This window comes from Streptomyces sp. NPDC090032, assembly GCF_044748025.1.
Lineage (GTDB): Bacteria > Actinomycetota > Actinomycetes > Streptomycetales > Streptomycetaceae > Streptomyces.
In genome coordinates this window covers 13,185-39,225 of sequence record NZ_JBIVFF010000006.1, presented here as the reverse complement: position 1 = coordinate 39,225, position 26,041 = coordinate 13,185, and the positions used below count along the sequence as shown (strand labels likewise).

Sequence of the window (26,041 nt, the reverse complement as noted above, 5' to 3'; positions counted from 1 at the left end):
ATGAACGAGAGCGAGGAAGCGGGGCGGCCGCGCTGGGCGGCGACCGACCCGCACGGCTTCGTGGTGTCGGACGGCGCCCCGGCGGTGCGGGACGACTACGAGCTGCCGGCGCCGGTGCGGGACGCCTACGAGGAGCGGGCGCCGGTGCGGGACGGCTACGAGGCACCGGTTCGGGTGCAGGACGTCGACGGTCCGGATCTTCCCGCTGTCGCCGCCCTCGGCGCGCCCGCGCACAGCGGTCCGAAGGCGCCGAGCTATCCGCCGGTCCCGCAGGGACTGCCCGCCGTGGCAGGGGACTTGGCGGCGGCCGTGCTGCCGGACATCGTCCTCGACGGTGCGGCGTACCCGGGAGTGACCGTCCGCGCCGCGTCCGTGCGCGGGGACTCCCACCGCTATGCCGGGGAGCCGCGGCAGGACGCGCTCTGCGTGACCCGCATCGGAGGCGACGAGCAGGGCGGTGAGCTGCTGATGCTCGCGGTCGCCGACGGAGTGGGCTCCGCCCCGCGCTCCCACGTCGGGTCGAACGAGGCCTGCCGGCTGGCCGCCCGCTACCTCGACCGCTCCACCTCCCTGCACGAGGCGATCCGCACCGCCGACGCCGAGGGGTTCCAGCGCGCGGCCGACAACGTGGTGCGCCAGATCGGCAATTTGCTGGGCGACCTCGCGTTGCAGCACGACGAGCGTCCCGATGCCTTGGCCACCACGCTGCGGATCCTGCTGGTCCCCCTGGACCCGCGCATACGCACCCGCGGCTTCCTGGCGGTCGGGGACGGAGGCGCGGCCCTGCTGCGCCGTGGCTTCTGGCACCTGGACTTCATGGGGGACGCGGACGGCGGGAAGGACGGCGACGTCATCGACACGCGCACGGCGGCGCTGCCCCGCGCCCGCACCGCCGTGACCCGCCTGATCCACCCCGCTCAGCCCGGCGACGTCATCGTCCTGAGCACGGACGGCCTGTCGTCCCCGCTGGCGGGCGACGCCGGCATGCGGGACTTCCTGAAGGAGGCGTGGACCGGAGCCGAGGTCCCGGCTCCGGCCGACTTCCTCTGGCAGTTCCAGTACCGGGTCAAGTCGTACGACGACGATCGCACCGCCGTCGTCCTGTGGGAGCACGAGGAGGCGCAGTGACGTTTCACAACGGCGCCGATCTCCCGTACGGCGGGCTCAAGTTGCTCGGCAAGATAGGGGACGGCGGACAGGGCGAGGTGCACTCGGTCGGCGGCCCCGGCGACCTGCTGTACAAGAACTACCGTGAGCCGCACAAGGTCGACGGGTCGTCCCTGGCGGCGCTGGTGGCGTACCGTCAGGCGCTCGCCGCCGCCGACAGGGACCGCCTCGACGCGGAGACCGCGTGGCCACTGTGCCGGGTCCTGGACGGCGGGACGGTCACCGGCTTCCTGATGCGCAGGGCGCCGGCGGCCACCAACTGGCGTACCCCCAAAGGAAATACGAAGCTCATCGAGCTGTCCTATCTGCTCCGTGAGCCCAAGGCGGCCTGGCAGGCCGTGCCGCAGCCGGAGCCTGCGGCCCGGCTCGGGATCGCCGTCGCGCTGGCCGGGCTGTTCGGGCGGCTGCACGCGGCGGGGCTCGTGGTCGGCGACCTGTCGCAGGCCAATGTGCTGTGGACGCTCACGCCCGAGCCCGCTGTCTTCCTGCTCGACTGCGACGGCATCCGGCTCGCCGGCCGGCCGGCCGTGCTCGACCAGGCGGACACCCCTGACTGGCACGACCCGCTCGCCCCGGCCGGTACGGCCACCGTCGACAGCGACCGGTACAAGGCGTCACTGATGCTGGGGCGGGTGCTGATGCGGGACCCGTACGCGCATCCGGGCCAGCCGATGGCGCCGCTGTCCGGTGTCCTCGACGACCGGCGCGAGGCGGCGGTACGCACTCTCTGGGCCCGCGCGGCCGGTCCTTACGGAAGCCGGCCCGATCTCGGGCAGTGGCAGACCGCGCTCGCCGGGCGCGAGACGATCAAGCTGCTCGCAGCCGCTCCGGTGCCCCGCCCCGCGGTCGACCGCTCGAAGTTCGACAGCGGCCGCCGGCGCGGCACGATACAGCTGGGCGGCAGGGGGGAGCCGGGGCAGCCGGCCTGAAGGAGGTCCAACTGCCCCGTTCCTCGCGTCAGTTGCCCGACACCGTCACCGTCTCGTCGTTCTTCAGCTCGCCCACCAGCTGCTTGACCTTGGTCTTGTCCCAGACAAGGTTGCCGTTGACGGAGCCGGAGACCGGCATGTTCATCGACTTGCCGTCGCCGCCGGTGACGCCCTTCATGGCGAAGAACATCGAGCCGAGGTCCCACAGGCTCATGTCCTTGTCGACGACGAGGGAGTCGAGGCCCGCCCCCATCGTCGGGTAGAGCTTGAACGGGTTCAGGACCGTCGACGGGGTGGCCACCTGGTGGGCCAGCGCCGACAGGAACGCCTGCTGGTTCTTGGTGCGCTGGAGGTCGCTCGCCGCGAACGCGTGGCGCGTACGGACGAAGGCGAGGGCCTGCTGGCCGTTCAGCGTCTGCTTGCCCTTCTGGAAGTCGGCTCCGGACCACTTGTCCTTGAAGCCCTCCTTCAGGTTCATCTCGACGCCGCCGACCGCGTCCACGATCTTCGCGAAGCCGCCGAAGCCGATCTCCGCGTAGTGGTCGATGTGCAGCCCGGTGTTGAACTCGACGGTCCGCACGAGCAGTTCGGGGCCGTCCTCCGCGTACGCGGCGTTCAGCTTCACCTGGCGGCCCTGGTTCGGGTAGAGCTTGCCGGAGTCCGAGCCCTTGTAGGACGGGATGGTGACGTTCGAGTCACGCGGCAGGGAGATCATCGTGCTGCCGTTGTCGCCGGTGTGCAGGATCATCATCGTGTCCGTGCGCTTGCCCTCGGCGGACCCCGTGTGGAGCTTCTTCTTCTCCTCGTCGGACATTCCGGCCCGGCTGTCGGTGCCGACGATGAGGTAGTTCGTGCCCTGGCCCGCCTCGGGCCGTTCTATGACCTTGGAGAGGTCGACGTCGCGGTGGAGCTTGGAGTCGGCCCAGAAGTACGTGCCTATGCTCACACCGAGGAACACGACGACGAGGGTGAGGACGGCCCACTTGATGCGCCGGCGCCAGTTCGGCCGCGGCCGCGGGGGCGCGTAACCGTCGGCCGGGTCGTTGTCGTTCGGTACGTAGCCGCTGCCGCCGCGGCGCCCGCCGCCACCGCCGTAGACCTGGCCGGTGTTGTAGCCGCTGTCGTACTGGTCCCCGTGACCCTCGCCGTACGTGGGCTGCGCGGGGACCGTCGGCCGGGGCGGCGCGGAGCGGCGGGGTCCGCCGCCCTGTCCGCGCTGCACGTGCGGCATCGCGCGGGCGCCCTCGGGGCGCGCGCTGCCGCTGCCGCGGCCGTAACCGCGGTCGCCGCCGCTCTGACTGTCGCCCCAACCCTCTGGCCAATCATTCATGGCCACAGTGTGCCGTCCGGTGCTGTGTGCCCCACAAGGGTGGGTGGGGAATCGGACCCGGGCTGTTGCAGAGCTGACACAAAGCAACCCGTGTCCTTGCCCGGCATAAGGTGGAGGCCATGACAGACCAGGCCCGCGGCACGGAATCCGAAATTCCGGGTAAGCCGACCTCAGCTTCCCGTACGACGTTGTCGCACATCATGACCCACCAAGACACCAACCTGCTCGGAACGGTACATGGTGGCGTGATCATGAAACTGGTCGACGACGCGGCGGGCGCCGTCGCCGGACGGCACTCCGGCGGACCCGCCGTCACCGCCTCCATGGACGAGATGGTCTTCCTGGAGCCGGTGCGCGTGGGCGACCTGGTCCACGTGAAGGCTCAGGTCAACTGGACGGGCCGGACCTCCATGGAGGTCGGGGTGCGGGTCCTCGCCGAGCGCTGGAACGAGTCGACACCGGCCCAGCAGGTCGGCTCCGCCTACCTCGTGTTCGCCGCGGTCGACGCCGACGGCAAGCCGCGCTCGGTGCCGCCGGTCCTCCCGGAGAGCGAGCGCGACAAGCGGCGCTACCAGGAGGCCCAGATCCGCCGCCAGCACCGGCTCGCGCGCCGCCGCGCGATCATGGAACTGCGGCAGCAGCGCGCGGCCGACGGCATCGAGGACTGAAGCCCCGGCGTCAGCCGCACATCACCTGGTCCCCGGTGACCGCCCCGAACTCGCCCTGGCGCGAGTCCTCGGCCCGCACACCGCGCACCTCCTTGAAGTCCGGGCCCGCCACCACCTTCAGTACCGCACCCTGTCCCGGCACGGCCCGCAGCTGCGCCCCCGGCAGCGCCGTCGCCAGCGCGTTCGCCGACCGGTCCCAGCGCGGGTCGTAGAGGACCACGGTGTGCTGGGCGGTGCGCTGCGCCGCGGTCACCGGTGCACCGCTCGTGCGGAACCCCGTCCCGCGCAGCCCCGCGTCCACCTTCTTGCCGAGCCCTGGCGTCATCGTGCCGTTCTCGACCTGGACGCGGATCTGCTGCGGGGCGACGCCGACGACCGCCTCCTGCTTCTTCTTGTGCTGCACGGCGAGCGGCTTGTCCTCGCGCAGCGCCTTGAACAGCTTCTGGGACTTGGCCGGATCCCACCTCACCGTCGAGCCGATGCCCTTGACCGGGACGCTGGCGTTCCCGATCGGCACCGTCGCGAACTCCGACGACGAGGGCGAGAACCCCCGCATCGCCTGCCCGAGCTCGACCATCCGGTCCGTGCCGAAGCCCCTGTCCGCGCGCACGGAGCTGAGCAGTGTGCGGGTCACATCACGGAATTTCACCGGGTTCAGGAGCACCCCGGACGACGTGGCCTTCGCGATGAGCGCGGCGAGGAAGCGCTGCTGGCGCTGCATCCGGCCCAGGTCGCCCGCCCCGTCGGTGTGCCGGGCGCGCACGTACTGGAGGGCCTGGCCGCCGTCGAGCCGGTGCGTGCCGACGGCCATGTCCAGCCCGGTGTACGAGTCCTTGAGCGGCTGAGCCGTGCAGATGTCGACGCCGCCGAGCACGTCCACCGTCTTCATGAAGCTGGTGAAGTCGACCTCCAGGTAGTGGTCGATCTTCACCCCGGTCATGTGCTCGACGGTGCGCACGGTCAGATGGGGCCCGCCCTCCGCGTACGCAGCGTTGATCTTCACCGGGTGCTGGTGGTGCTGCTTGCCCGTCGTCAGGTCGGTGTGCGGCGGGATCTCGGCGTACGAGTCGCGGGGCAGGCTGACCACGCTCGCACGGTGCTGGTCGGCGGAGAGGTGCACGATCATGATCGTGTCCGTGCAGTGACAGGGCGCACCGCCCAGCCGGTACTTCTTCTTCTCCGCCGGACTGATCTTGTCGCGGCTGTCGGTGCCGACGAGCAGCACGTTCATCCCGTGACCGCCGGAGGGACGGTTCTTCATGTCCTTGAAGGGGTCGACGCGGTTGATCTCGGTGTCGAGCCCGGTGACGACCGCGTGCCCGATCCCGGCCGCCGCGAGCACGGTGACCGAGACCGATGTCGCCACCCGCATGGCCCACCGTGGCTTCTTCCTCCGTACGGGGGCGGGCACGGGGGGACGGCCGCGCACCTGCCGTGGGGGGCGCGGAGGGCGTGCGGGGGAGCGGGTCGGCGGAGTGGGCACGTGGGGACACCTCCGAGAAGGTGGGTGTGGGATCGCGAGCACCGTAGGCCGATCCGATCTCCTGCCCGCGGCAGTGACCACGGCGGCGCGCGCCGGTGTCCCCCATTAGCGGTAACGTGACGCCTGATGAACGCGAATTCCGACAAGCAGCTTCCGCCCGTATCGGTGATCATGCCCGTCCTCAATGAGGAGCGGCATCTGCGTGAGGCCGTCGAGGCGATCCTGGCGCAGGAGTACGACGGCGAGATGGAGGTCGTGGTCGCCCTCGGCCCGTCCACCGACCGCACGGACGAGATCGCCGCGCAGCTCGTCGCCGAAGACCCCCGCGTCCACACTGTGCCGAACCCGACGGGCCGTACCCCCGCCGCGCTGAACGCCGCGATCAAGGCCTCCCGCCACCCGGTCGTGGTCCGCGTCGACGGGCACGCCGCGCTCTCGCAGGGCTACATCGCGACCGCCGTCCGCCTCCTGGAGGAGACCGGCGCGATGAACGTCGGCGGCATCATGCACGCCCAGGGCACGAACGACTGGGAGAAGGCCGTCGCCGCCGCGATGACCTCGAAGATCGGCGTCGGTAATGCCGCGTTCCACACGGGTGGTGAGGCGCAGGCCGCCGAGACCGTCTATCTCGGCGTCTTCCGGCGCGAGGCGCTGGAGCAGCAGGGCGGGTACAACGTGGAGTTCATCCGCGCCCAGGACTGGGAGCTGAACTTCCGCATCCGCGAGGCGGGCGGCCAGATCTGGTTCTCGCCCGAGCTGAAGGTCTCGTACCGGCCGCGGCCCAGCGTGAAGGCGCTCGCCAAGCAGTACAAGGACTACGGTCGCTGGCGGCACGTCGTCGCCCGCTACCACGCGGGCTCGATCAACCTGCGCTACCTCGCGCCGCCGGCCGCCGTGTGCGCGATCGCCGCGGGCATCGTCGTGGGCGCGCTCGTGACGCCGTGGGGCTTCGTGATCCCGGGCGGCTACCTGGCGGCCATCGCGGCCGGTTCGGTGCCGGCCGGCAAGGGACTGCCGCTGAAGGCGCGCCTGCAGATCCCGGTCGCGCTCGCCACGATGCACATGTCGTGGGGCTGGGGCTTCCTGACCAGCCCGCGCTCCCTCGCCAAGAAGGTCATCGCGTCGCGGCGCCCGGCCGTCCTCAGCGAGGCGTGAGCCGTACGCCCGCTTTCTCCGGGGCCGAGCCGCTCGGCCCCGGAGCTTCGGCCCGCGTCACCAGGTGAAGTTCTTGTTCACCTTCATGCAGGCCTTCTCGTCCGAGCCGTTGAGCGCCAGCGCCGTGTCCGGGGTGGTGTCGTCGTCCTTCGACGCCTTGGGGTAGGAGTTCCCCTCCCGCCAGTCGTCACCGACGATGAGCGTCACTCCGGAGACATCGGTCGACTTCTTCACCGAACTCAGCGGAATACCAAGGGACTTGGCGACCCGCTGGGCATCGCCCTCCAGGTCGACGCTCGGGAAGCGGATGACCGTCTTCTCCTCGCTCAGCAACTGCGACTGGTCGGCTGTCGCCTTCGTGAAGCCCTTCGCGGTCAGGATCTGCGACACCGTGCTCGCCCGGCCCGACGCCGCGGGCAGCTCCGCCGTCCGCGTGCCGTTCTGCACCTGTACCGCGATCTCGTTGTCGGGCGCCGCCGGGTCGTCCGACTCCTTGGGCGGTGACTTCTTCTTGTCCTTGCCGTCCAGGGCCACGTCCTCGCGCACGAGGCGGAAGAGCTTGTCGGCGTCCCCCGGCTTCGGGGCCACTCGCGCGCCCACGTACACGAACGGCATCGTCGTCATCGTGATGCGGTCCGGCGCGGGCTTCTTCAGCTCGTTGCTGAGGTCGTAGAGCTTCTTGACCGTGTCGAGGCCCTCGTCGACGCGGAGCGCCTTGGTGGCCTCCTCTGCGAGGGTGCGCAGCTTGCCGGGGTTGGTGATGGTGGCGTTCTCCCGCATCTGGCGCACCATCGAGTTCATGTACATGTGCTGGGCCTTGGTGCGGGCGATGTCGCTGCCGTCCTCGAAGCCGTAGCGCGTACGCAGCCACTGCAGGGCCTGCTTGCCCTTCACCGGGTGCGTGCCCTTCGGGAGCTTCAGGCCGGAGCCGTGGCCCTGGCTGTCCTTGGAGAGGATGTTGGCGTCCACGCAGACCGGTACGCCGCCGATGGCGTCCGCCATGGAGACCACGCCCGCGAAGTCGACCATCATGAAGTGGTCGATGTGGATGCCGGTCAGCTGTTCCCAGGTGGCCACCGTGCAGCCGGGGCCGCCGCGGCCGAGTGACGTGTTCGTCATCTGCCGCCCCACCGTGGCCGGGTACTCCGTGCCCGTCTTCGGGTCGGTGCACTTCGGCAGCTGGAGCAGGGTGTCGCGCGGCATGCTCACCACCGACATGTTGCTGCGGTCCGCGGAGAGGTGGACCAGCATCTGCACGTCCGCGAGCGGTACGCCGCCGAAGGTCTCCTTGGCGCCGCCCAGCTTCTGGTTGGCCTTGGAGTCCCGCGCGTCCGAGCCGATCAGCAGGATGTTCAGCGGGGTCTGGCCCGCCGCGTTCGGTGTCGGCTGCGCCGCCTGGTGCTCGCCGATGTTGAGCTTGTCCGTCTTGATGTTGCTGTTGAGGTGCTCGTACCAGAGATAGCCCGCTGCCGCGGTGCCGAGTATCAGTACGGCGAGAGTGAAGGAGAACCAGCGCAGTATCCGGTGTTTGCGGCGCCGCGGGCTCTTCCGGGCGCGCCGGTGCCCGCGCGGCTCGCCGCCCTCCCCCTGACTCTGCTCCGGTATGCGGCCCTGCCCGTCGTCCGGCCCCCCGGCCGCGTGCCGACTGTCACGCACACTGCTCTGCCTCATGCCCCCACCCTCCCGCCCCGACCTACACCGCGGCCGCCCCGATCCTGTCTGTTAGACAGTCAAGAGGCGGCCGAGGTTGGTCACTTGGCGCACACAGTCTTGTCCGCCGTCGATTTCTCCACGTTGTCCGGCGCCTTCGACGGGGCGGCTATGGGTGTCCCCGCGCCCTTGAAGTCGCCACCGAGCGTGAGGATCATGGCCGGCAGACCCTGATCGTTCTTCTCGCTCTTGCCGGGCTTCAGCGCGGACGCCGGCAGCCCCATGATGTCGGCCAGCCGCCGTGCCTGGTCGGCCTGGTCGGGGGCGTACTCGAGGGTCGTCTTCGCCGCCTTCGCCGCGTTGCCCAGCTGGGTGGACTTCGTGACGCCCTCGTTGTTCTGGAGCCAGGTGAGGGTCTGCTGCGCGGCGCCCACGGTCTCGCTGCCGTTGTAGATGTCGACGCGCACGTCGGAGGCGGCGGACTTCGGGCCCTTGAGCTTGGCCTGCTCGGCGGCCTTCTCCTTCTTCTTGGTCTCCGTCAGCGAGACATCGCCCTTGATCATCGAGAAGACCTGGGGCGCGGTCGTCGGGTTGACGATGACCGTCTTGTGGACGACCCCGTCGGCCGGGTTGTCGATGACCGGCGTCGTGATGAAGGAGATGTTCTTCGGCGGCACCTTCTTCAGCTCAAGGGCGATGTCCTTGAGATGGCTGAGGCTACCTATGCCCTTGTCGACCGTGAGGGCCTTTGTGGCCGCCTCGGCGAGGCTCGTCAGCTTGGTGGGGCTGGTCAGGGTGTCGCCCGAACTCATCTTGCGCGCCAGCGATCCGAGGAACTGCTGCTGCACCTTGATGCGGTCGAGGTCGCCCTGGTTGCCGAAGCTGTGGCGGGTGCGCAGGAAGGCGAGGGCCTGTTCGCCCTCGACGACGCTGTGGCCCTTCGGCAGCTTGAGATGCGAGTCCGGGTCGTTGACCGGCTTGGCCACGCAGACGTCGACTCCGCCCACCGCGCTCGACAGGGTCTTCACCGCGTTGAAGTCGGCCATCATGAAGTGGTCGGGAGTGATGCCCGTGACCGCCTTGACGGTCGCCATCGTGCAGCCCGCGTCCCGGCCTTCCTGGCCGAGGCTGGTGTTGAAGCGCTGGTCCGGCGTGCCCGAGATCGTCGTGAGCGAGCCGTCCTTCTGGCGCACCTGGCAGTCCGGGATGTCCACGACGAGGTCGCGCGGAATGCTCAACGCGGTCGCGTTCGAACGGTCCTTGGAGACATGGAGCAGGATGTTCGTGTCGGCGTGGCCGACGCTGTTCTTGTCGCCGTAGCCCTCGTTGCCCTTGCCGGTGCGCTTGTCGGTGCCGATGACAAGGATGTTGAAGGCCTCGTCCTTGCTGAAGCCGTTCTTCGCGCCCACGACATCAGTGGTGTTGATGTTGCCGTCGAGGTGGCGGAGGTACAGATACACCCCGCCCGCGGCGGCGACCATGACGAAGGCCATCGTGCCGCCGGTCCACAGCAGCGCCTTCTTCGCCCGCGACTTCTTCTTGGGCCTCGACCTGCGCCTGCCGGGCGGCTCCGGCTGCGGGGCCCGCCGCCTGCGCTGGCCGGGCACCTCACGACTGTCCTGTTCCTCTCGGGACCTGCCGTTCTGCCGGGTCTGTCCGGTCTGTCCCCGTCGCCCCGTGGGGCGTTGGGAAGACCTGCGAGGTCCGGGTACGGCCGACTGCCCAGAGGAAGGGTTCAGTCGCAGTTCGTAATCGCCGGTGTTCGGGTTGAGTACCCACTGGTCTGCGGGATCGATGTTGTCCGCCCGCCCACGGCCTTGCGCGTCCACGGTTGTCTGCATCCTCCGTCGGGGCCACGCGGCGCCTTGTCCCCCTCAAGAAGGCGCTCGGTCAGTCGGTAAGCAGTGCGCGACCGTCGTTGGCCGGGTGCACCGGATCGCTCACACTATCCGCCCAGTTCAGCGTCGAGCGACGACGGTGACAAATTGCACTCCCCTACAACTGGGCAATCCGTCCTATTTCTTTGGACGTGATGCGAACCCCTTGGGTATCGCTTTACTCGCAGCCATCCTGGGCGGCCGTGTTGCCGCGGAAAGTGGGTGCCGGAGTGGGGGAGGAGCCGGGGGAGGAACCGGACGAAATGGAGGCGGTGGGGGGCTTCTTGCCGCTCGGGCCGGCGCCGCTCTTTCCGTCGTCGTATCCGTCGTGCTCGTACGCCCTGTCGTCCGTGCCCGTGGCGTCCGTGCCCGAGCCGTCCGTGCCGGAGCCGTCGGAGGAGCTCCGGGCGGCGCTCTCCTTGGGTTTCCCCTTGGCGACCACCACACGGGCGTCGGTGCGCACTTGCGTGAAGAGCTGCTCGGCCGCGGGCTGGACGAGCTGGTCGCGGTTGGCGTTGTACACGTAACTGCGCCGCGGCACCGTCAGGAACTGGACGTTCTTGGTCGGAATGTCCCGCATGCCGCGTACGAGGTTGTAGAGGTCGCGCAGGCCGGCGAGCCCGGGGTCCGTGGTCAGGGACGAGGTGGCCGCGTCGAGCACGGGGTACAGCTTCGTCGGGTTGAGCAGCACCTTGTTGCTCTTCACCTTGTTCACCAGAGCGCCGAGGAACTGCTGCTGGCGGTCCATCCGGTCGGTGTCGCTGCCGTTGCCCAGGCTCTTGCGGGCCCGCACGAAGCCGAGCGCCTGCTCGCCGTCGAGGGTCTGCTTCCCCGTGGGCAGCTTGAGGTGCGCGGCACGGTCGTTCATGGGCTCCTTCAGGCAGACCTCGACGCCGTCGACCGCGTCGACCATGTCCTTGAACCCACTGAAGTCGACGACCATGTGGTGGTTGATGCGGATGCCGGTGAGCTTCTCGACCGTACGGATCGTGCAGGCCGAACCGCCCTGCTCGAAGGCGTAGTTGAACATCGCGAACATGGCGCCGGTGCGCTTGCCGCCGTGGGCGAGGCAGGTCGGAATGTCGACCATCAGGTCGCGGGGCAGCGACACCGCGATGGCGCTTCTGTGGTCGGCGGCTATATGCAGCAGGATCGTCGTGTCCGAGCGCTGGGTGCCCGAGTCGCGGCCGTACTTGCGGTTGTCGGCGCCGGCCCGCGAGTCGGAGCCGATCAGCAGGATGTTCTGCGCGTCGCGCACGAGCGAGGTGGGCCGCTCCTTCTCGTAGCGGGCGAGCTCGGCGGCCGCGTCGGTGTCCTCGGTGATGTTCCCCTGGAGCTTCTCGTAGACCGCCCAGCCGGCGCCGCCCGCGACGAGCACCACGATGCCGGTGCCTGTCGCTGTGTACCGCAGCCAGCGCCTGCGCCGCCGGGCCGCGCCCGCCCCGGTGGGGGACGAGCCCGCGCCCGGTCCGTGCAGGGCCGGCCCCGCCGTCGCGTCGTCGTCCGGGCGCTGCGGTCCGGGGGGCGTGCCTGCGGATCCGGTCACGTGAGTCCACCCCTCATGGCGACGGTGGTGCGCAGGTGCGCCCCTTCGACCATCGCCCGGCGCGGCGCCCGTGGCCCGGTGGCCCAGGGGTGGACTGGGCCGAACGGGTGACGCCGGCCGGGTGTCTCAGAGCGCGGTCGCCGAGACCCGCTCGTTCTCCACCCGCTTGGCCAGGGACTCCTGGTCCAGGCCGTCGAGGTGGCGGCACAGGACGACGGAACCGCCGGTCGCGAGCGGCGCGTACAGGCCCGCGCTCACGCCGCGCCAGGTGTCGTAGGGGAGTCCGGACAGCAGGCGTGAGCCGGGGCCCGTCAGGCCGAGGTCCGTGGCGTCGGCCCGTGCCTTCTCGACGACCTCGGCGGCGGTGAGCTCGGCCCCCGCGACGACGAGCGCGGGCTCCTGCGGGTCCACGGGCGCGAACGGGGCGAACCGGTCACCCTGCCCCGGTACCTCGACCGCGTAGTCGGCGAAGCCCTCCGGCGGCTGCGGGAAGCGGCCGCCGAGCGGACGCAGGGCGAGCGCCACCCGTTCCCCGGAGCAGGCGCGCGCCCGCTCCAGCGAGTCGGGGCCGCTGACGACGATGTCGGCGGCGGCCGGGTCGCCGCCCACGTCGGCGACGACTCCGACGGACGAGCACGCGAGCAGCCAGACGGCGCTCTGCCAGTGCGCGGGCAGCAGCAGGGCGAGCCGGTCGCCGGGCTGCGCGGCGAGGTCGCCCTGGAGCAGATTGGCGGTCTTGGCCACCCAGTTGGCGAAGGTGGCCACGGACAATTCGACGCGTTCGCCCGTGGCGTCGTCGTAGAAGGTCACCAGTGGGCGTCCTGGATCGGCGGCGAGCGCGGATCGCAGCAGGTCGGCGGGGGTGCGGTCGGTGGCGTTCACGGGCGCAAGGGTACGCCGGGCGCACGGCGGCATGCGGCCGACCGGGGGAACCACGATGCCGTGTCAGCCCGATGTGCCGTCAATTCCCCTGCCCACCAATGACACTTCCCGATGGACAGATATGTAGTGCTATGTCCACGATCGTTGGCATGCGTGGATTCCTAGCTTCTTCGATCGGCGTCACGGCCGCGGCCGTCCTGTCCCTTCCGCTCGCCCTGTCCTCCGGAGCCGGGGCAGCCACGACACCTTCGGCCGCCAGAGCCCTGACCGCCGGAGCCGTCCCCGGCAGCACCGAGTCGCTGCCCCTGTCCGTCCTGCCCCGCGACCGCAGTCTGCGCGCCCCGGGCGAACAGGGCGTCCCCCAACGCGATGTGCACCCCTTCTCGCTCGTCGGAGTCGTCTGGAACGACCCGGCGGCCGAGCTGGAGGGCCGCGTCCAGGTGCGTACGCGCGCCACGGGCACCGGCCACTGGTCCGGCTGGCAGGAGGTCGAGACCCACAACGGCGACCATGCCCCCGACCCCGGCACGGCCGAGCACGACTCGGGCCGGCTGCGCGGCTCGACGGCCCCGCTGTGGGTCGGCGCCTCCGACGGCGTCGAGGTCCGGGTGCGCCCCGACGCCGCCCCGGCACACCGGACCGCCGGATCCGCCGCGAACTCCGCAGCTCCGGCCCCTCTGCCCAAGGGCCTGCGCCTCGAACTGATCGACCCCGGCGAGGAGCCCCCGCCCGGCGACGAGGCCATGTCCGGCGACGGGACTTCGACCGCCGGCGCCCCCGCCCAAGGCGCCCGATCCGGCCTGCTGACCGCCGAGTCCGCGGCCGCGTCCGCTGTCAACGCCGACCTGGCGCCCCTCGGCGCGGACGTCATCCCCGCCCTCAGCAAGAAGCAGACCGAGAGCGACCTGATCGACGCTCGCGGCGGCGAGGTCGACGCGAAGGTCCGCCCGTACATCGGCCCGCGCCCGCGCATCGTCACGCGCAAGGGCTGGGGCGCCGACGAGAAACTGCGCGAGCGCAACTTCGGCTACACCTCGAAGGTCAAGGCGGCCTTCGTGCACCACAGCGCCACGGGTAACAACTACACCTGCGCGCAGGCCCCTTCAGTCATCCGCGGTATCTACCGCTACCACGTGAAGAGCCTGCACTGGCGCGACATCGGCTACAACTTCCTCGTCGACAAGTGCGGCAACATCTACGAGGGCCGGGCCGGCGGTGTGGCGAAGCCGGTCATGGGCGCGCACACTCTCGGGTTCAACACGAACAGCATGGGAATCGTGGTCCTCGGCACCTTCGGCTCCTCGAACCCGCCGGCCGACGCGGTCGACGCCATCGCCCGCCTGACGGCCTGGAAGCTTGGCCTCTACGGGGTCAATCCGAGCGGTAAGACATATCTCACGTCAGCCGGTGGCAATCTGTACCGCAAGGGAAAGAGCGTACGACTGAACGCGATCTCGGGGCACCGGGACGGCTTCGCGACCGAGTGCCCGGGACGCCGTCTCTACAACAAGCTCGGCACCGCCCGGTCCACATCGGCCAGTCTCCAGGGCCGCTGACGCCCGGCCGCACCGCACAGTCTGCATACACTGGCCGGCCGAAAGGCAGTTCGACCGGCCCCAGCAGGAAGCAGAGACGACAGGTGACAGAAGCGATCCTCCTGGTCGGCGGCAAGGGCACCCGACTGCGACCGCTCACCGTGAACACGCCCAAGCCGATGGTCCCGGCGGCGGGCGTCCCGTTCCTCACCCACCAGCTGGCCCGGGCGAGAGCGGCGGGCGTCGAGCACATCGTGCTCGCCACCTCGTACCTCGCCGAGGTCTTCGAGCCGTACTTCGGTGACGGCTCGCGCCTCGGACTGCATCTGGAGTACGTCACCGAGGAGGAGCCCCTCGGCACCGGCGGCGCGATCCGCAACGTCGCGTCCCGGCTCCACTCGGGCCCCGACGAACCGGTCCTGATCTTCAACGGCGACATCCTCACCGGCCTCGACATCCGTGCCCTGGTGCACGAGCACGAGACCACCGGCGCGGACGTCTCCCTGCACCTGTCCCGCGTCGAGGACCCGCGGGCGTTCGGGCTGGTCCCCACGGACGCGACGGGCCGGGTCCAGGCCTTCCTGGAAAAGCCCCAGACGCCCGAGGAGATCGTCACCGACCAGATCAACGCGGGCGCCTACGTGTTCCGCCGCTCGGTCATCGACACGATCCCGACCGGCCGCCCCGTCTCGGTGGAACGCGAGACGTTCCCCGACCTGCTGGCGTCCGGCGCCCACCTCCAGGGCATGGTCGACTCCACGTACTGGCTGGACCTGGGCACCCCGCAGGCCTTCGTGCGCGGCTCCGCCGACCTCGTCCTCGGCCGCGCGCCGTCCCCGGCGGTCCCCGGCCGGCGCGGCGACAGCCTCACGCTGCCCACCGCCTCGGTCGCCCCCGGCGCGAAGCTCACGGGCGGCACGGTCGTCTGCGAGAACGCGACGGTCGGCGAGGGGGCCCGCATCTCGGGCAGCGCGGTCCTCGCCGGTGCGACGGTCGAGGCGGGCGCGGTCGTCACCGACTCCCTGATCGGCCGCGGCGCCCACGTGGGCGCCCGCACGGTCCTGACGGGCGCCGTGATCGGCGACGGCGCGACGGTCGGCCCGGACAACGAACTCCAGTCGGGCGTACGCGTGTGGTGCGACGCCCGCATCCCGGCGGCGGCGGTGCGCTTCTCTTCGGACCAGTAGGGGCCGGCGGCGACCGGACCCGTAGGGGGCTGCCGGAGTCGCGGACGTCCTGCCGGCGGCGGATGTGTCTCTCGTCGGGCCGGCTGGGAGCCTGCGACCCCGGCCTCTTGCGCGTGGCGGTGGGCTTCTTCTCGGACCAGTAGGGGCCGACGAGCCCGACCCCCTACGCTGCAAGGAGCAGCCCAGAGCAGCCCACACCCGACCCACAACCGACCGCAACCGACGAGGACCCCTTGGCCGGCCGATACGCCCCCCGCCCCACGCGCACCACGGTGCGCGGCGGCGAGGCCGTCGTGCCCTGGGCCGTCCTGCCGCGCCCGGCGACCGCGGCGCGGACCCGCCGCTGGCTACCGAGGGGCCCGCTCGACCTGGGCCTGACCCTGGGCCCGTTGCGTCGGGGGCCCGCCGACCCCGCCTTCCGCGTCACACCGGACGGCTCCGTCTGGCGGGCCACCCGCACGCCCGAAGGCCCCGGCACCCTGCGCGTGGCTCTGCGGGACGGAGCGGCCGAAGCGGAGGCGTGGGGCCCGGGAGCGGCCTGGCTCCTGGCCCAACTCCCCGAACTTCTGGGCGAGTTGGACGAGCCCGAGGCATTCGAGCCGCGCCACCGGCTGCTCGCCCACGCCCACCACTACCGGCCGGGTCTGCGCCTGCTGCGTACGGGTCTGGTCATGGAATCGCTGATCCCGTCGATCCTGGAACAGAAGATCACGACGGACGAGGCGTATCGCGCCTGGCGCATCCTGCTGCGCACGTACGGCACTCCGGCGCCCGGCCCCACCGCCGGGCTCGGCCTCCACGTCATGCCGGAGCCCCGCACCTGGTCGCTCATCCCGTCCTGGGAGTGGCACCGCGCGGGCGTGGACAACAAGCGGGCCTCGACCATCCTGCGCGCCGTGAAGGTGGCCCGCCGCATGGAGGAGGCCGCGGCGATGACCCCGGCCGACGCCCGCGCCCGCCTCGAACTGATCCCCGGCATCGGCCCCTGGACCTCCGCCGAGACGGTCCAGCGCAGCAACGGCGCCGCCGACGCCGTGACGACCGGAGACGTCCACCTGCCGGGCATCGTCGGCTACGCGCTGGCCGGCAACCGCGACGCCGACGACGCGGAGATGCTGCGGCTCCTCGCCCCGTACGAGGAGCAGGGCCAGCGCCACCGCGCGGCCCGCCTCGTCCTCCTCAGCGGCCGCACACCCCCGCGCAGGCAGCCGAAGATGCGCCGCACGAACATCGCCGACTGGTAGCCACTCTTCCAGCGCACGGCTCTTCTAGCGCACGACCACGAAGTCACCGGCGTCACGGGCCGGGCGCTCGGCGGGGGCGGCGGCCGCGTGACCCACGGCGACGGCGCCCATCGGGTCCCACTCCTGCGGAAGCCCGAGCACCTCGCGTACGACATCGCGGCAGAACATCGTCGACGACACCCACGCGGAGCCGAGCCGCTCACCGGCGAGCGCGACCAGGAAGTTCTGCACGCCCGCGCCGGCCGCGACCACGAACATCTCCCGCTCGGCGGCGTCCCGGCGCGCATGCCCGTACGTGTGCGACCCGTCCATCACCATGCACGGCACGACCAGATAGGGCGCCTGGCGCAGCACGTCACCGCGGCGCACGCGCTTGGCGACGGACTCCTCGCTCTTCCCGTCGCGCCGCAGGTCGTCGATCCACGCGTCCCGCATCGCGTCCAGCAGCCGGACCCGGGAGTCCTCGGACTCCAGGAGCACGAACCGCCACGGCGTCGTGTGGTGCGGGGCGGGCGCCGTCACGGCCGCGGCGACCGCGCGCCGCACGGCTCCCGGGTCGACGGGCTCGTCCGTGAACGCCCGGACCGTACGCCGCTGGGTCACGGCCTCCCGCACGGCCTCGGACGTGCCGAGCCGGAACATGTCGTCGCGTGCGACGCGCACCAGCTCGCGCGCGCCGGTGCCCTCGCCCACCACGTGCGCGAGCCCGCGCACGACGGCGACAGGAAGCCCGGCCGCCTTGCCCTTCACCAGGTCCCCGGCGGCGGCCAGCTCGTCCGCCGTGGCGACGACGGTGGCGCTGAGCGGATTGCCGTACGCGTCCGTGCCGCCGCGCAGGTCGTCGAGGACGCGCACGCCCGCGGCGCCGATGGCGACATCGGTCAGGCCGTTGCGCCAGGGGCGGCCGAAGGTGTCCGTCACGACGACCCCGACGTCCACACCGAGCGCGTCCCGCAGCCCGTCCCGGATCGCCGCGGCCGACGCGTCGGGGTCCTCGGGCAGCAGGAGCACCGTCCCCGCGGGCGTGTTCGACGCGTCGACACCGGCCGCGGCCATGACCAGGCCCAGCTTGTTCTCGACGATGCGCAGCGTGCCGCGGCGCGCGACCACCCGTACGGTCTCGGCGTCTATGGCCGCCTCGCGGTCGGCCGCCTCGACGATCCGGCCCTCGGCCTTGCTGACGATCTTCGAGGTGACCAGCAGCACGTCCCCGTCGACGAGTCCGGGCTCGGCGGTGGCGATCAGCTTGGCGAGGTCGTCGCCCTCGCGGACCTCGGGGATGCCGGGGAGCGCCCAGGCGCGGAAGGAGGGAGCGGCGGGAGTGCCGGTCACGCGCGGACCTCTTCCGCGAGCGTGAGCGCCTCACGCGCCATCTGCGTCGTCGCGTCCAGGTCGGACATCATCAGCGGCACCGCGCGGCAGCGGATGCCCGCCGCCTCGATGCGCTCCGCGCTGCCCGCGTCCACCGTGTCGACGAGCCACCCGTCGAGCAGCCCCGACCCGTAGTGCTCGGCGACCGCGGCGGCCGTCGAGTCGACACCCACGGCGGCGAGGACCTTGTCGGCCATGCCGCGCACGGGCGCGCCCCCGACAATGGGGGACAGGCCGACGACGGGCACTCCGGCTTCGGCGATGGCCTCGCGGATGCCGGGCACGGCGAGGATGGTCCCGATGCTGACGACGGGGTTGGACGGCGGGAAGAGGATGACGTCCGCCTCGGCGATGGCCTCCAGGACACCCGGCGCGGGCTTGGCCTGCTCGGCGCCGACGGGCACCACGGCGTGCGCGTCCACGGAGGCGCGCAGCTTCACCCAGAACTCCTGGAAATGCACGGCCCTGCGCTCTCCGTCGAGCGTCACCGCCACATGGGTCTCGACGCGGTCGTCGGACATCGGGATGAGCCGCACACCGGGCTTCCAGCGCTCGCACAGCGCCTCCGTGACCGCGCTGAGCGGATAGCCGGCGCCCAGCATCTGCGTACGGACGATGTGGGTCGCGAAGTCCCGGTCGCCGAGACCGAACCACTCGGGCCCCACCCCGTAGGCGGCCAGCTCCTCCTTGACCTTGAACGACTCGTCCGTACGTCCCCAGCCCTGCTCCTCGTTGATGCCGCCGCCGAGCGTGTACATCACCGTGTCGAGGTCAGGACAGACCTTCAGGCCGAAGAGGTGGATGTCGTCCCCGGTGTTGCCGATGACCGTGATGACCGCGTCGTCCGGCGCCGCCTGCTTGAGACCGCGAAGGAACCGGGCACCACCGATGCCGCCTGCCAGAACCACAATGCGCATGCGCCCAGCATCGCAGGCGGGTACGACACTTCGTCAGGCGGTCACGGCATCCCGCATGGCGTCGCTGACGCAGTGGGGGGCGTGCATCGGCATCTCGGTGAGGCCGGGGTAGTACACGTGGAGGCTGACGGCCGGTTCCAGCGCGTCGTTGACGACCTCGTGGACGTATCCGGGGGCGAAGACGCGCTGTGCGCCGGGCGCGAGGGCGCGGGCGCCGCGCTCCGAACGCTCGGTCAACTCGCCCTGGAGGACGGTCAGTATCCCGGAGGAGCGGCCGTGGTCGTGCAGTCCGCTGCCCTGCCCGGGCACCCAGGACAGCAGCCAGACCTCGTAGCCGGGCCCGGTCTGCAGGCGGTGGTACCAGCGGCTGGTGGCGTCGTACTCGACGAGGTGCTCCCACCGGCCGCGGTCGGCGGCGATGGAGCGCGCCAGGCCGGCGAACTCGGCGACGGTGGCCGGGTGCTCGCGTGCGGGCTGGAGCAGGTGGGGTACTTCGAGGATGTCGCCGGCGATCTGCAGGTCGCTGTCACTGTTCATGGGTACGGGGGTTCCTCGGCAAAGTGCGGTGTGCTGGGGGTGTCGCTGGACGGCGCCCGGCACGGATGGACTGCCGGGGGAGTGGAGCGAGGGGGTTCAGCCGGAGCGCGGTGGGCTCAACAGCTGGGACAGCAACAGCAACAGCGCGCGTGGGCAGCACCGAGGGACCCGGGTCGGGTCACGGAAAGCGCCAAGTTCGCGAGCATGCCCACCAGGACACCGGTTCATTCCTGCCCTGTCAACTAGGTGTCCGGATTGTGGGATATGTTTCACCTCATCCGGTTGCGCTGTCAGGCGAAAGGTTTGTGCACCTTCCGGCCGGGACACATGGCGCATCAACCGGGCGCACAAACGCCGTTGCGCTCCCGTGATCCGAATGTGATCCGGAACGCTCCGGCGCCGCTCCCGGAACGAGATCAACGCCTGAGGCGTCCTTCCTTGTAGCGACCCGCGCGAGGCCTGCCGGAGCTCTCGAAGGAACTCTCGGGGGAGCGGTGGCTGGGATAGGCCTCTGGCAAGTGTCAAGGTTTATGCCGATTTGAACACTTTCCGCAAACCCTTGGTTCCGCAGAGTGAATAAGGGACCCAATAGCAGATCTCGGCTTGACTGGCCCGGATCGGCACACTTGTAATTTCACTCGTGTCGTTCAACCGAAAACGGTAACGGCAGCATCACGGGGACGCACAGACGGACGAGGGGCGCACTATGACCGAGTCGTTTCAGCAACTGCTGGTCGAGGACGCGGAAGAGGAACTCGGCTGGCAGGAGCGCGCGCTGTGCGCCCAGACCGACCCCGAGTCCTTCTTCCCGGAGAAGGGCGGCTCCACCCGGGAGGCCAAGAAGGTCTGCCTCGCGTGCGAGGTCAGGTCCGAGTGCCTCGAGTACGCACTCGCCAACGACGAGCGGTTCGGCATCTGGGGCGGACTCTCCGAGCGCGAGCGGCGTCGCCTGAAGAAGGCCGCGGTCTGAGGCGACAAAGACTGCGTAACGCCGCGAGACCGCACCAAGGACCGCACCGATCCGCACCAGGGCCTGCAGCTGGGACCAGAGCTGGGGCCGTCCCGAGGACCACACCGAGGACCACACCGAGGACCGCACCAAGGACCGCAATACGGACCGCAATAAGGACGCCGTCCGAACACTCTTTTCCGCGTAGCGATCGGCCCGTCGCCCTGGGTTGTCCACAGGGGGCGGGCCGCCGTTGTTGTCAGCCGTTAGTGTGGGGCCCCGTCCGAGACGACCCAGCGCCCCCGCAGGGCACAGGCGTCCACCGCAGTCCAACGAACCGGGGCCCGTACCTCGATGTCCGTGCACAGCCATTCGGCAGGCCAATTCGACACTGCCGCAGCCGCGTTCAACCCGGGGCACGCCGCAGGGCCAGACCCGACCAGGCCGCCCGAGTTCCCCAGACACGTCGTCACCGCCGTGCTCGTCTCCCACGACGGAGCGCGCTGGCTGCCCGACGTCCTGTCAGGACTGCTCGGCCAGGAGCGCCCCGTACAGAACGCCGTAGCCGCCGACACCGGCAGCGCGGACGCCTCCGCCACGCTGATCGCCGACGCGATCGGCGACGAGCGCGTTCTCCACCTGGCCCGGCGCACCGGCTTCGGCCAGGCCGTCGACGAAGCGGCGCGCACCGCGGGAGTGCTGACTCCCGAGGAACTGCCGTACCTCAAGCGTCCCAGCGGCTGGGATCCCGTCAGCCGCAGCTGGCGCGACGACGCGTACGACATGCCGGAGCTGCCGCACGGCGAGCCCGAGCAGTGGCTGTGGCTCCTGCACGACGACTGCGCGCCCGAGCCCGACGCGCTCGCCGAACTCCTGCGCGTCGTCGAGAACGAGCGTGAGATCGGCAACGAGGTCGCCGTCGTCGGACCCAAGCTGCGCGGCTGGTACGACCGCAGGCAGCTCCTCGAGGTCGGCGTCTCCATCGCCAACTCGGGGCGCCGCTGGACCGGCCTCGACCGCCGCGAACAGGACCAGGGGCAGCACGACCACGTGCGGCCCGTCCTGTCCGTGTCCACCGCCGGCATGCTGATCCGGCGCGATGTGTTCGAACAGCTCGGCGGGTTCGACCGCAGGCTGCCGCTGATGCGCGACGACGTCGACCTGTGCTGGCGCGCCCAGGCCGCCGGCCACCGCGTCGTCATCGCCCCCGACGCCGTCGTCCGGCACGCCGAGGCCTCCTCGCGCGAGCGCCGCACCGTCGACTGCGTGGGCCGCACGGCGACGTCCCCGCACAAGGTCGACAAGGCCGGCGCCGTCTACACCCTCCTCGTCAACGCCCCTACGGCCGTGCTGCCCTGGGTGCTCCTGCGCCTCGTCATCGGCACGCTCGTGCGTACCCTCGCGTACCTCGTCGGCAAGGTTCCCGGCCAGGCCCTCGACGAGATCACCGGACTCCTCGGCACCCTGCTGCGGCCCGAGCGGATCCTCGCGGCCCGCCGCCGGCGCGGAAAGGGGGTGGTCGACGCCAAGGAGCTGCGGCCGCTCTTCCCGCCGCCCGGCGCCACGGTCCGGCTCACCGTCGAACAGGTCGCGGGCAGCGTCTTCGGCGCGTCCGACCCCGAGATCAACGCCGCGGGACGGCACGGCAGCGCCGTCGAGTCCGGCCCCGGCGGCGACGACGCGGACTTCCTGGAGATCGAGCAGTTCGCCCGCCTCAAGCGCATCGCCCGCAAGCCGGGACCGATGCTCTTCGTGGTGCTGCTGTTCGTGTCGCTCATCGCCTGCCGCGCGCTGCTCGGCGGCGGGGCGCTCGCGGGCGGCGCGCTGCTGCCCGCCCCGGGTGACGCGTCCGCCCTGTGGTCGCGCTACCTCGACGGCTGGCACCCGGCCGGTACCGGCGGCACCCAGGCCTCGCCGCCGTACCTGGCGTTCGTCGCCGCCTTCTCCACGCTCCTGTTCGGCTCGACCGGACTCGCCGTCACCGTGCTCCTCGTCTGCTCGGTGCCGCTCGCCGGCTTCACCGCCTACTTCGCCTCACGCCCCCTGGTCACCTCGCGCCTGCTGCGCGCGTGGGCCGCGGTCGCGTACGCCTTCCTGCCCGCCGCCACCGGCGCGCTCGCCGGCGGCCGGATCGGCACCGCGGTCCTCGCGATCCTGCTGCCGCTCATCGCGCGCGCGGGGTTGTCCGCGAGCGGCTTGATGAACCACGCGGGGGCGCGCGGCAGCTGGCGCGCAACCTGGGCGTACGCCCTCCTGCTGACCGTCACGACGGCCTTCACGCCCATCGTGTGGCCGATCGCGCTCGTCCTCGGCATCGCGCTCCTCGCGATCCGCCGCGGCGACATCACCGCCTACGGCCTCCGCTTCCTGGCCGCGCTCGGCACCCCGCTCCTGCTGCTCGCGCCCTGGTCGCTGACGCTGCTCCCGTTCGGCTTCTTCAAGGAGGCGGGCCTCCCGTACGGCAAGGGGTCGGCGTCCGCGCTCGGCCTGCTCGGCGCTTCGCCCGGCGGCTCCGGCACCCTCGGCGGACTGCTGCTCATCGGCATCGTCCTCGCCGGGCTCGCCGCGCTCCTGCGCACCGAGCGCCGCCCCGCCGTCCTCACCGCCTGGGCGATCGCCCTGGTCGCCCTGGTCTTCGCGGCCCTGTCGAACAGCTCGGCCTGGGCCGGGCCCGCGACCCTCGTCTACGGCATCGCCCTCCTCGCCGCCGCCGTCCTCGGCGCCGACGGGGCACGCTCACGCGTGGCCGAGCAGAGCTTCGGCTGGCGGCAGCCGGTGGCGGCCCTCATCGCGTTCGCCGCGGTGGCCGGACCGCTCCTCGCCGCGGCCGGCTGGATGATCCGCGGCGCCGACGGCCCCCTGGAGCGCCGCGACCCCGCCCAGGTGCCCGCGTTCGTCGCCGAGGAGAGCGACACCCAGGACCAGGCCCGCACCCTCGTCATGGACAGCGACTCGGCCGCCAGGGTGTCGTACACGCTGGTGCGTGGCGCCGGCGCGCGCCTCGGTGACGCCGAGCTGACCGAGGCGGGCGGCAGCAACAAGAAGCTCGACAAGGTCGTCGCCAACCTCGTCGCCGGCTCCGGCGCCGACCAGGCGGACCAGCTCGGCGGCTTCGCCGTGCGCTACGTCCTCGTACGCGCGGGCGCGCCCCGGCAGATGAGCCGCGTCCTCGACTCCACACCCGGCCTGTCCCGGCTCAGCCAGCAGGACGGCACCGCCCTGTGGCGCGTGGACCGGCAGGTCTCGCGCGCCGCGATCGTGTCCGGGTCCGACGAGCCGCAGCCCGTCGCCGCGGGCCCTGTCGAACTGCACACGAAGATCCCCGAGGGCAAGGCCGGCCGCGTCCTGCGCATCGCCGACACGGCCGACGAAGGCTGGACGGCGACGCTGGACGGCGCGCCCTTGACGAAGACGACCGTCGACGGCTGGGCGCAGGGCTTCGAACTGCCCGCCACGGGCGGCCGCCTGGACGTCACGTTCGACGCGCCGGTCTCGCACGCGGCCTGGCTGTGGGCGCAGGGTGCGCTCGCTCTCGTCCTCGTGGTGCTGGCCCTGCCGGGCCGGCGCAGGGACGTGGACGACGACCTTCCCGAGGAGCCCGTCGTGCCCGCGCAGGCCGTCGAGGGCGAGGGCCGCAGGGCCCGCCGCCTGCGCGCCCAGGCAGAGGCCGAACAAGCGGAACAAGCCGCACCCGAGGGCGCCGACGGCGTGGTACCGCCGCCACCTCCTTCAGAGGAGGAGCTCGCCGCGGCCGGTGTGCCGCAGCAGCCGTCGTACGGCGACTGGGACAGCCCCACGTACGCGGCCGCCGACTACGGCCAGTACGCCGCGGACGATCAGCAGCAGCAGTACCAGGGCGTCCCCTACCAGCCGGGCGCGTACGACCAGACCCAGCAGGCGGATCCCTACCAGGCGGACCCCTACCAGGCCGGCCAGTACGACCCGTACGCATACGGGGGCACGTACGACGCCCAGCAGCAGTACGGGCAGCAGGCCTACGACCCGTACGAGCAGCCGCAGCCGCCCGCGCAGCCGCCGCACGGCACCGACAGTGAGCGCCCCGACGGGAGCCAGCAGTGAACCGCACCACCCTGTCCCTGATCGCCGCGACGGTGGCCCTGGCCGCCGTCACCGGCTTCGCGGCGGCCACCGCGCCCGGCGGCGGCGACTCCGAGAAGGCGGCCGCGCGGCTGCCGGTGGAGCGCTCCAGCCTGCTGTGCCCCGCCCCGAGCTCGTCGGACCTCGCCGAGACCGCGTACATGTCGTACACGCCCGTGTCGAAGGAGGCGGGGAGTTCCGGCAAGGCCGCCCTGTCGTCCGCCACGCGCGAGCTGACGGACAGCGCCGGGAGCGGCAAGGGCAAGGACAAGGGCAAGCCTGACAAGCCGGTGCTGTCCCCGCAGAAGCCGGGCAAGCCCGTCGCGGGTGAGTCGTCGGGCGCCGAGTCGCCCGCGCTCGTGGGGAGCGCCGAAGGGAATCTCGCGCCCGGCTGGACCGTGCAGCAGACGACCGAGGTGGCCGCCGGCACCGGCCGCGGCCTCCTCGGGGTGAACTGCTCGGCGCCGGACACCGACTTCTGGTTCCCGGGCGCCTCCACCGCCAAGGAGCGCAGCGACTACATCCACCTCACCAACCCGGACGACTCGGCGGCGGTCGTGGACGTCCAGCTGTACGGGGCGAACGGCGCCATCAAGTCGGACGTGGGCGAGGGCATCCAGGTCCAGCCGCACTCCAGCGTTCCGGTCCTCCTGTCGACCCTCACGGACAAGCCGCAGACGAACGTCACGCTCCATGTGACGGCCCGCAGCGGCCGGGTGGCCGCCGCCGTCCTCGGCGCGGACGACAAGCTCGGCGGGGACTGGCTGCAGGCCTCCGCGGACCCCGCGGACACGGTCGTCCTGCCCGGCATCCCGAAGGACGCCACGAGCGTGCGCCTGGTCGCCTTCACGCCCGGCGACAACGACGCGGACCTGAAGATCCAGCTGGCCTCCCCCAGAGGCCGCATCGCCCTGGCCGGGCACGAGAGCCTGCACGTCAAGTCGGGGATGACGGCCGCCGTCGACCTCGGCGACGTCACGCGTGGCGAGGCAGGATCCCTCGTCCTGACGCCCACGGGCGACTCCGCCCCGGTCGTGGCCGCCCTGCGCGTCGTACGCGGCAAGGGCGACCACCAGGAGACGGCGTTCATCCCGGCGACCCGGCCCGTCGGCGCGCGGGCGACCGCCGCCGACAACCGCGCCAAGGGCTCGACGCTGTCGCTGGTCGCGCCGGGCGAGTCGGGCACGGTCAAGGTGACGGCGTCGGCGGGCACCGAGGGCGGGACCCCGGTCACGAAGACGTACACCGTGAAGGGCGGCACGACGCTGTCCGTGCAGCCGCCGGTCCCGGCCGGGCTCAAGGGGTCGTACGCGCTGACGGTGGAGCACGTGTCGGGCGCGGAGGTCTACGGCTCGCGGATGCTGGACGTGCCCGACCGGGACGTCCCGGGCGTCCCGATGTTCACGGTGCAGACGCTCCCGGACGACCGGGGGACGGTCTCGGTGCCGCACGCGGACCAGGACCTGTCGGTACTGCAGAAATGATCACTGCCGCAGTGATCTCGACGTGATCGGCA

The 26,041-nt window shown here is 71.5% G+C and carries 19 protein-coding genes; 10 read left to right on the top strand and 9 right to left on the bottom strand.

What is annotated here, in order from left to right; all coding sequences use genetic code 11:
• Window positions 1-1,128 (top strand): protein phosphatase 2C domain-containing protein, encoded by a 1,128-nt coding sequence (locus tag ACIPWY_RS15595; protein WP_393705453.1) that lies wholly within the window; start codon window positions 1-3, stop codon window positions 1,126-1,128.
• Window positions 1,125-2,096, top strand: a complete 972-nt coding sequence (locus ACIPWY_RS15590; protein WP_362897556.1) for a hypothetical protein — start codon at window positions 1,125-1,127, stop codon at window positions 2,094-2,096. Before ACIPWY_RS15595 ends, ACIPWY_RS15590 begins: the two co-directional genes overlap by 4 nt.
• A 28-nt stretch (window positions 2,097-2,124) precedes the next feature.
• Here ACIPWY_RS15590 and ACIPWY_RS15585 read toward each other — a convergent pair whose 3' ends face one another.
• Complete coding sequence (locus ACIPWY_RS15585) at window positions 2,125-3,426, bottom strand: LCP family protein (RefSeq protein ID WP_389547999.1); 1,302 nt, start codon at window positions 3,424-3,426, stop codon at window positions 2,125-2,127.
• Window positions 3,427-3,545: 119 nt separating this feature from the next.
• Here ACIPWY_RS15585 and ACIPWY_RS15580 point away from each other — a divergent pair, with 119 nt between their 5' ends.
• Entirely contained in the window at window positions 3,546-4,094 is a 549-nt protein-coding gene (locus tag ACIPWY_RS15580; protein WP_362897553.1) for an acyl-CoA thioesterase, read from the top strand.
• Between the two features lie 10 nt (window positions 4,095-4,104).
• Here the strand turns inward: ACIPWY_RS15580 and ACIPWY_RS15575 are convergent, their stop codons facing one another.
• Window positions 4,105-5,466 (bottom strand): LCP family protein, encoded by a 1,362-nt coding sequence (locus ACIPWY_RS15575; RefSeq protein ID WP_362897551.1) that lies wholly within the window; start codon window positions 5,464-5,466, stop codon window positions 4,105-4,107.
• 237 nt (window positions 5,467-5,703) lie between these two features.
• Between ACIPWY_RS15575 and ACIPWY_RS15570 the strand changes: the two genes are divergently transcribed.
• Window positions 5,704-6,732, top strand: coding sequence for a glycosyltransferase family 2 protein (locus ACIPWY_RS15570; RefSeq protein ID WP_393705455.1), 1,029 nt, complete (start codon window positions 5,704-5,706; stop codon window positions 6,730-6,732).
• 57 nt (window positions 6,733-6,789) lie between these two features.
• On the opposite strand, the gene ACIPWY_RS15565 is transcribed toward ACIPWY_RS15570, so the two are convergent.
• The 4 genes from ACIPWY_RS15565 to ACIPWY_RS15550 form a co-directional block, all read right to left on the bottom strand.
• Window positions 6,790-8,403, bottom strand: coding sequence for an LCP family protein (locus tag ACIPWY_RS15565; protein ID WP_393705456.1), 1,614 nt, complete (start codon window positions 8,401-8,403; stop codon window positions 6,790-6,792).
• An 80-nt stretch (window positions 8,404-8,483) separates the two neighbouring features.
• Window positions 8,484-10,211, bottom strand: a complete 1,728-nt coding sequence (locus tag ACIPWY_RS15560) for an LCP family protein (protein WP_362897546.1) — start codon at window positions 10,209-10,211, stop codon at window positions 8,484-8,486.
• Between the two features lie 226 nt (window positions 10,212-10,437).
• Window positions 10,438-11,805, bottom strand: a complete 1,368-nt coding sequence (locus tag ACIPWY_RS15555) for an LCP family protein (RefSeq protein ID WP_393705457.1) — start codon at window positions 11,803-11,805, stop codon at window positions 10,438-10,440.
• 126 nt (window positions 11,806-11,931) lie between these two features.
• Entirely contained in the window at window positions 11,932-12,687 is a 756-nt protein-coding gene (locus tag ACIPWY_RS15550) for a TIGR03089 family protein (protein ID WP_362897544.1), read from the bottom strand.
• 149 nt (window positions 12,688-12,836) lie between these two features.
• Here ACIPWY_RS15550 and ACIPWY_RS15545 point away from each other — a divergent pair, with 149 nt between their 5' ends.
• The 3 genes from ACIPWY_RS15545 to ACIPWY_RS15535 all read left to right on the top strand — a co-directional run bounded on the left by ACIPWY_RS15545 (window position 12,837) and on the right by ACIPWY_RS15535 (window position 16,653).
• Window positions 12,837-14,243: a peptidoglycan recognition protein gene (locus tag ACIPWY_RS15545; protein ID WP_393705458.1), complete on the top strand. Its 1,407-nt coding sequence runs from the start codon at window positions 12,837-12,839 to the stop codon at window positions 14,241-14,243.
• 83 nt (window positions 14,244-14,326) lie between these two features.
• Entirely contained in the window at window positions 14,327-15,409 is a 1,083-nt protein-coding gene (locus tag ACIPWY_RS15540) for a sugar phosphate nucleotidyltransferase (RefSeq protein WP_401533500.1), read from the top strand.
• 233 nt (window positions 15,410-15,642) lie between these two features.
• The gene (locus tag ACIPWY_RS15535; protein WP_401533498.1) at window positions 15,643-16,653 is read left to right on the top strand and encodes a DNA-3-methyladenine glycosylase family protein; all 1,011 of its coding nucleotides are present in this window, start codon (window positions 15,643-15,645) and stop codon (window positions 16,651-16,653) included.
• A gap of 24 nt (window positions 16,654-16,677) precedes the next feature.
• Here the strand turns inward: ACIPWY_RS15535 and ACIPWY_RS15530 are convergent, their stop codons facing one another.
• The 3 genes from ACIPWY_RS15530 to ACIPWY_RS15520 are packed head-to-tail and all read right to left on the bottom strand — an operon-like array spanning window position 16,678 to window position 19,478.
• A complete protein-coding gene (locus ACIPWY_RS15530; protein ID WP_401533496.1) occupies window positions 16,678-17,985 on the bottom strand; it encodes a coenzyme F420-0:L-glutamate ligase in 1,308 nt (435 codons plus the stop codon).
• Window positions 17,982-18,941, bottom strand: coding sequence for a 2-phospho-L-lactate transferase (cofD, locus tag ACIPWY_RS15525; RefSeq protein ID WP_362897535.1), 960 nt, complete (start codon window positions 18,939-18,941; stop codon window positions 17,982-17,984). The genes ACIPWY_RS15530 and cofD overlap by 4 nt, the downstream gene beginning before the upstream one ends.
• Before the next feature lie 33 nt (window positions 18,942-18,974).
• Window positions 18,975-19,478 (bottom strand): cysteine dioxygenase family protein, encoded by a 504-nt coding sequence (locus tag ACIPWY_RS15520; RefSeq protein ID WP_362897533.1) that lies wholly within the window; start codon window positions 19,476-19,478, stop codon window positions 18,975-18,977.
• A gap of 706 nt (window positions 19,479-20,184) precedes the next feature.
• Between ACIPWY_RS15520 and ACIPWY_RS15515 the strand changes: the two genes are divergently transcribed.
• The 3 genes from ACIPWY_RS15515 (at window position 20,185) to ACIPWY_RS15505 (ending at window position 26,009) form a co-directional block, all read left to right on the top strand.
• Complete coding sequence (locus ACIPWY_RS15515; RefSeq protein WP_093617031.1) at window positions 20,185-20,448, top strand: WhiB family transcriptional regulator; 264 nt, start codon at window positions 20,185-20,187, stop codon at window positions 20,446-20,448.
• A 333-nt stretch (window positions 20,449-20,781) separates the two neighbouring features.
• Window positions 20,782-24,507, top strand: a complete 3,726-nt coding sequence (locus ACIPWY_RS15510) for a glycosyltransferase (protein WP_393705461.1) — start codon at window positions 20,782-20,784, stop codon at window positions 24,505-24,507.
• Window positions 24,504-26,009 carry a DUF5719 family protein gene (locus tag ACIPWY_RS15505; RefSeq protein ID WP_393705462.1) on the top strand — a complete coding sequence of 502 codons (1,506 nt, stop codon included), beginning with the start codon at window positions 24,504-24,506 and terminating at the stop codon, window positions 26,007-26,009. The genes ACIPWY_RS15510 and ACIPWY_RS15505 overlap by 4 nt, the downstream gene beginning before the upstream one ends.
• Window positions 26,010-26,041 lie beyond the last annotated feature (32 nt).

Excerpts from the sequence above, each read along its gene's own strand:
- ACIPWY_RS15595 (WP_393705453.1), top strand. The coding sequence starts at position 1 with ATGAACGAGAGCGAGGAAGCGGGGCGGCCGCGCTGGGCGGCGACCGAC.
- ACIPWY_RS15585 (WP_389547999.1), bottom strand. The coding sequence starts at position 3,426 with ATGAATGATTGGCCAGAGGGTTGGGGCGACAGTCAGAGCGGCGGCGAC.
- ACIPWY_RS15580 (WP_362897553.1), top strand. The coding sequence starts at position 3,546 with ATGACAGACCAGGCCCGCGGCACGGAATCCGAAATTCCGGGTAAGCCG.
- ACIPWY_RS15575 (WP_362897551.1), bottom strand. The coding sequence starts at position 5,466 with ATGCGGGTGGCGACATCGGTCTCGGTCACCGTGCTCGCGGCGGCCGGG.
- ACIPWY_RS15570 (WP_393705455.1), top strand. The coding sequence starts at position 5,704 with ATGAACGCGAATTCCGACAAGCAGCTTCCGCCCGTATCGGTGATCATG.
- ACIPWY_RS15565 (WP_393705456.1), bottom strand. The coding sequence starts at position 8,403 with ATGAGGCAGAGCAGTGTGCGTGACAGTCGGCACGCGGCCGGGGGGCCG.
- ACIPWY_RS15545 (WP_393705458.1), top strand. The coding sequence starts at position 12,837 with ATGCGTGGATTCCTAGCTTCTTCGATCGGCGTCACGGCCGCGGCCGTC.
- cofD (WP_362897535.1), bottom strand. The coding sequence starts at position 18,941 with ATGCGCATTGTGGTTCTGGCAGGCGGCATCGGTGGTGCCCGGTTCCTT.
- ACIPWY_RS15520 (WP_362897533.1), bottom strand. The coding sequence starts at position 19,478 with ATGAACAGTGACAGCGACCTGCAGATCGCCGGCGACATCCTCGAAGTA.
- ACIPWY_RS15515 (WP_093617031.1), top strand. The coding sequence starts at position 20,185 with ATGACCGAGTCGTTTCAGCAACTGCTGGTCGAGGACGCGGAAGAGGAA.
- ACIPWY_RS15510 (WP_393705461.1), top strand. The coding sequence starts at position 20,782 with ATGTCCGTGCACAGCCATTCGGCAGGCCAATTCGACACTGCCGCAGCC.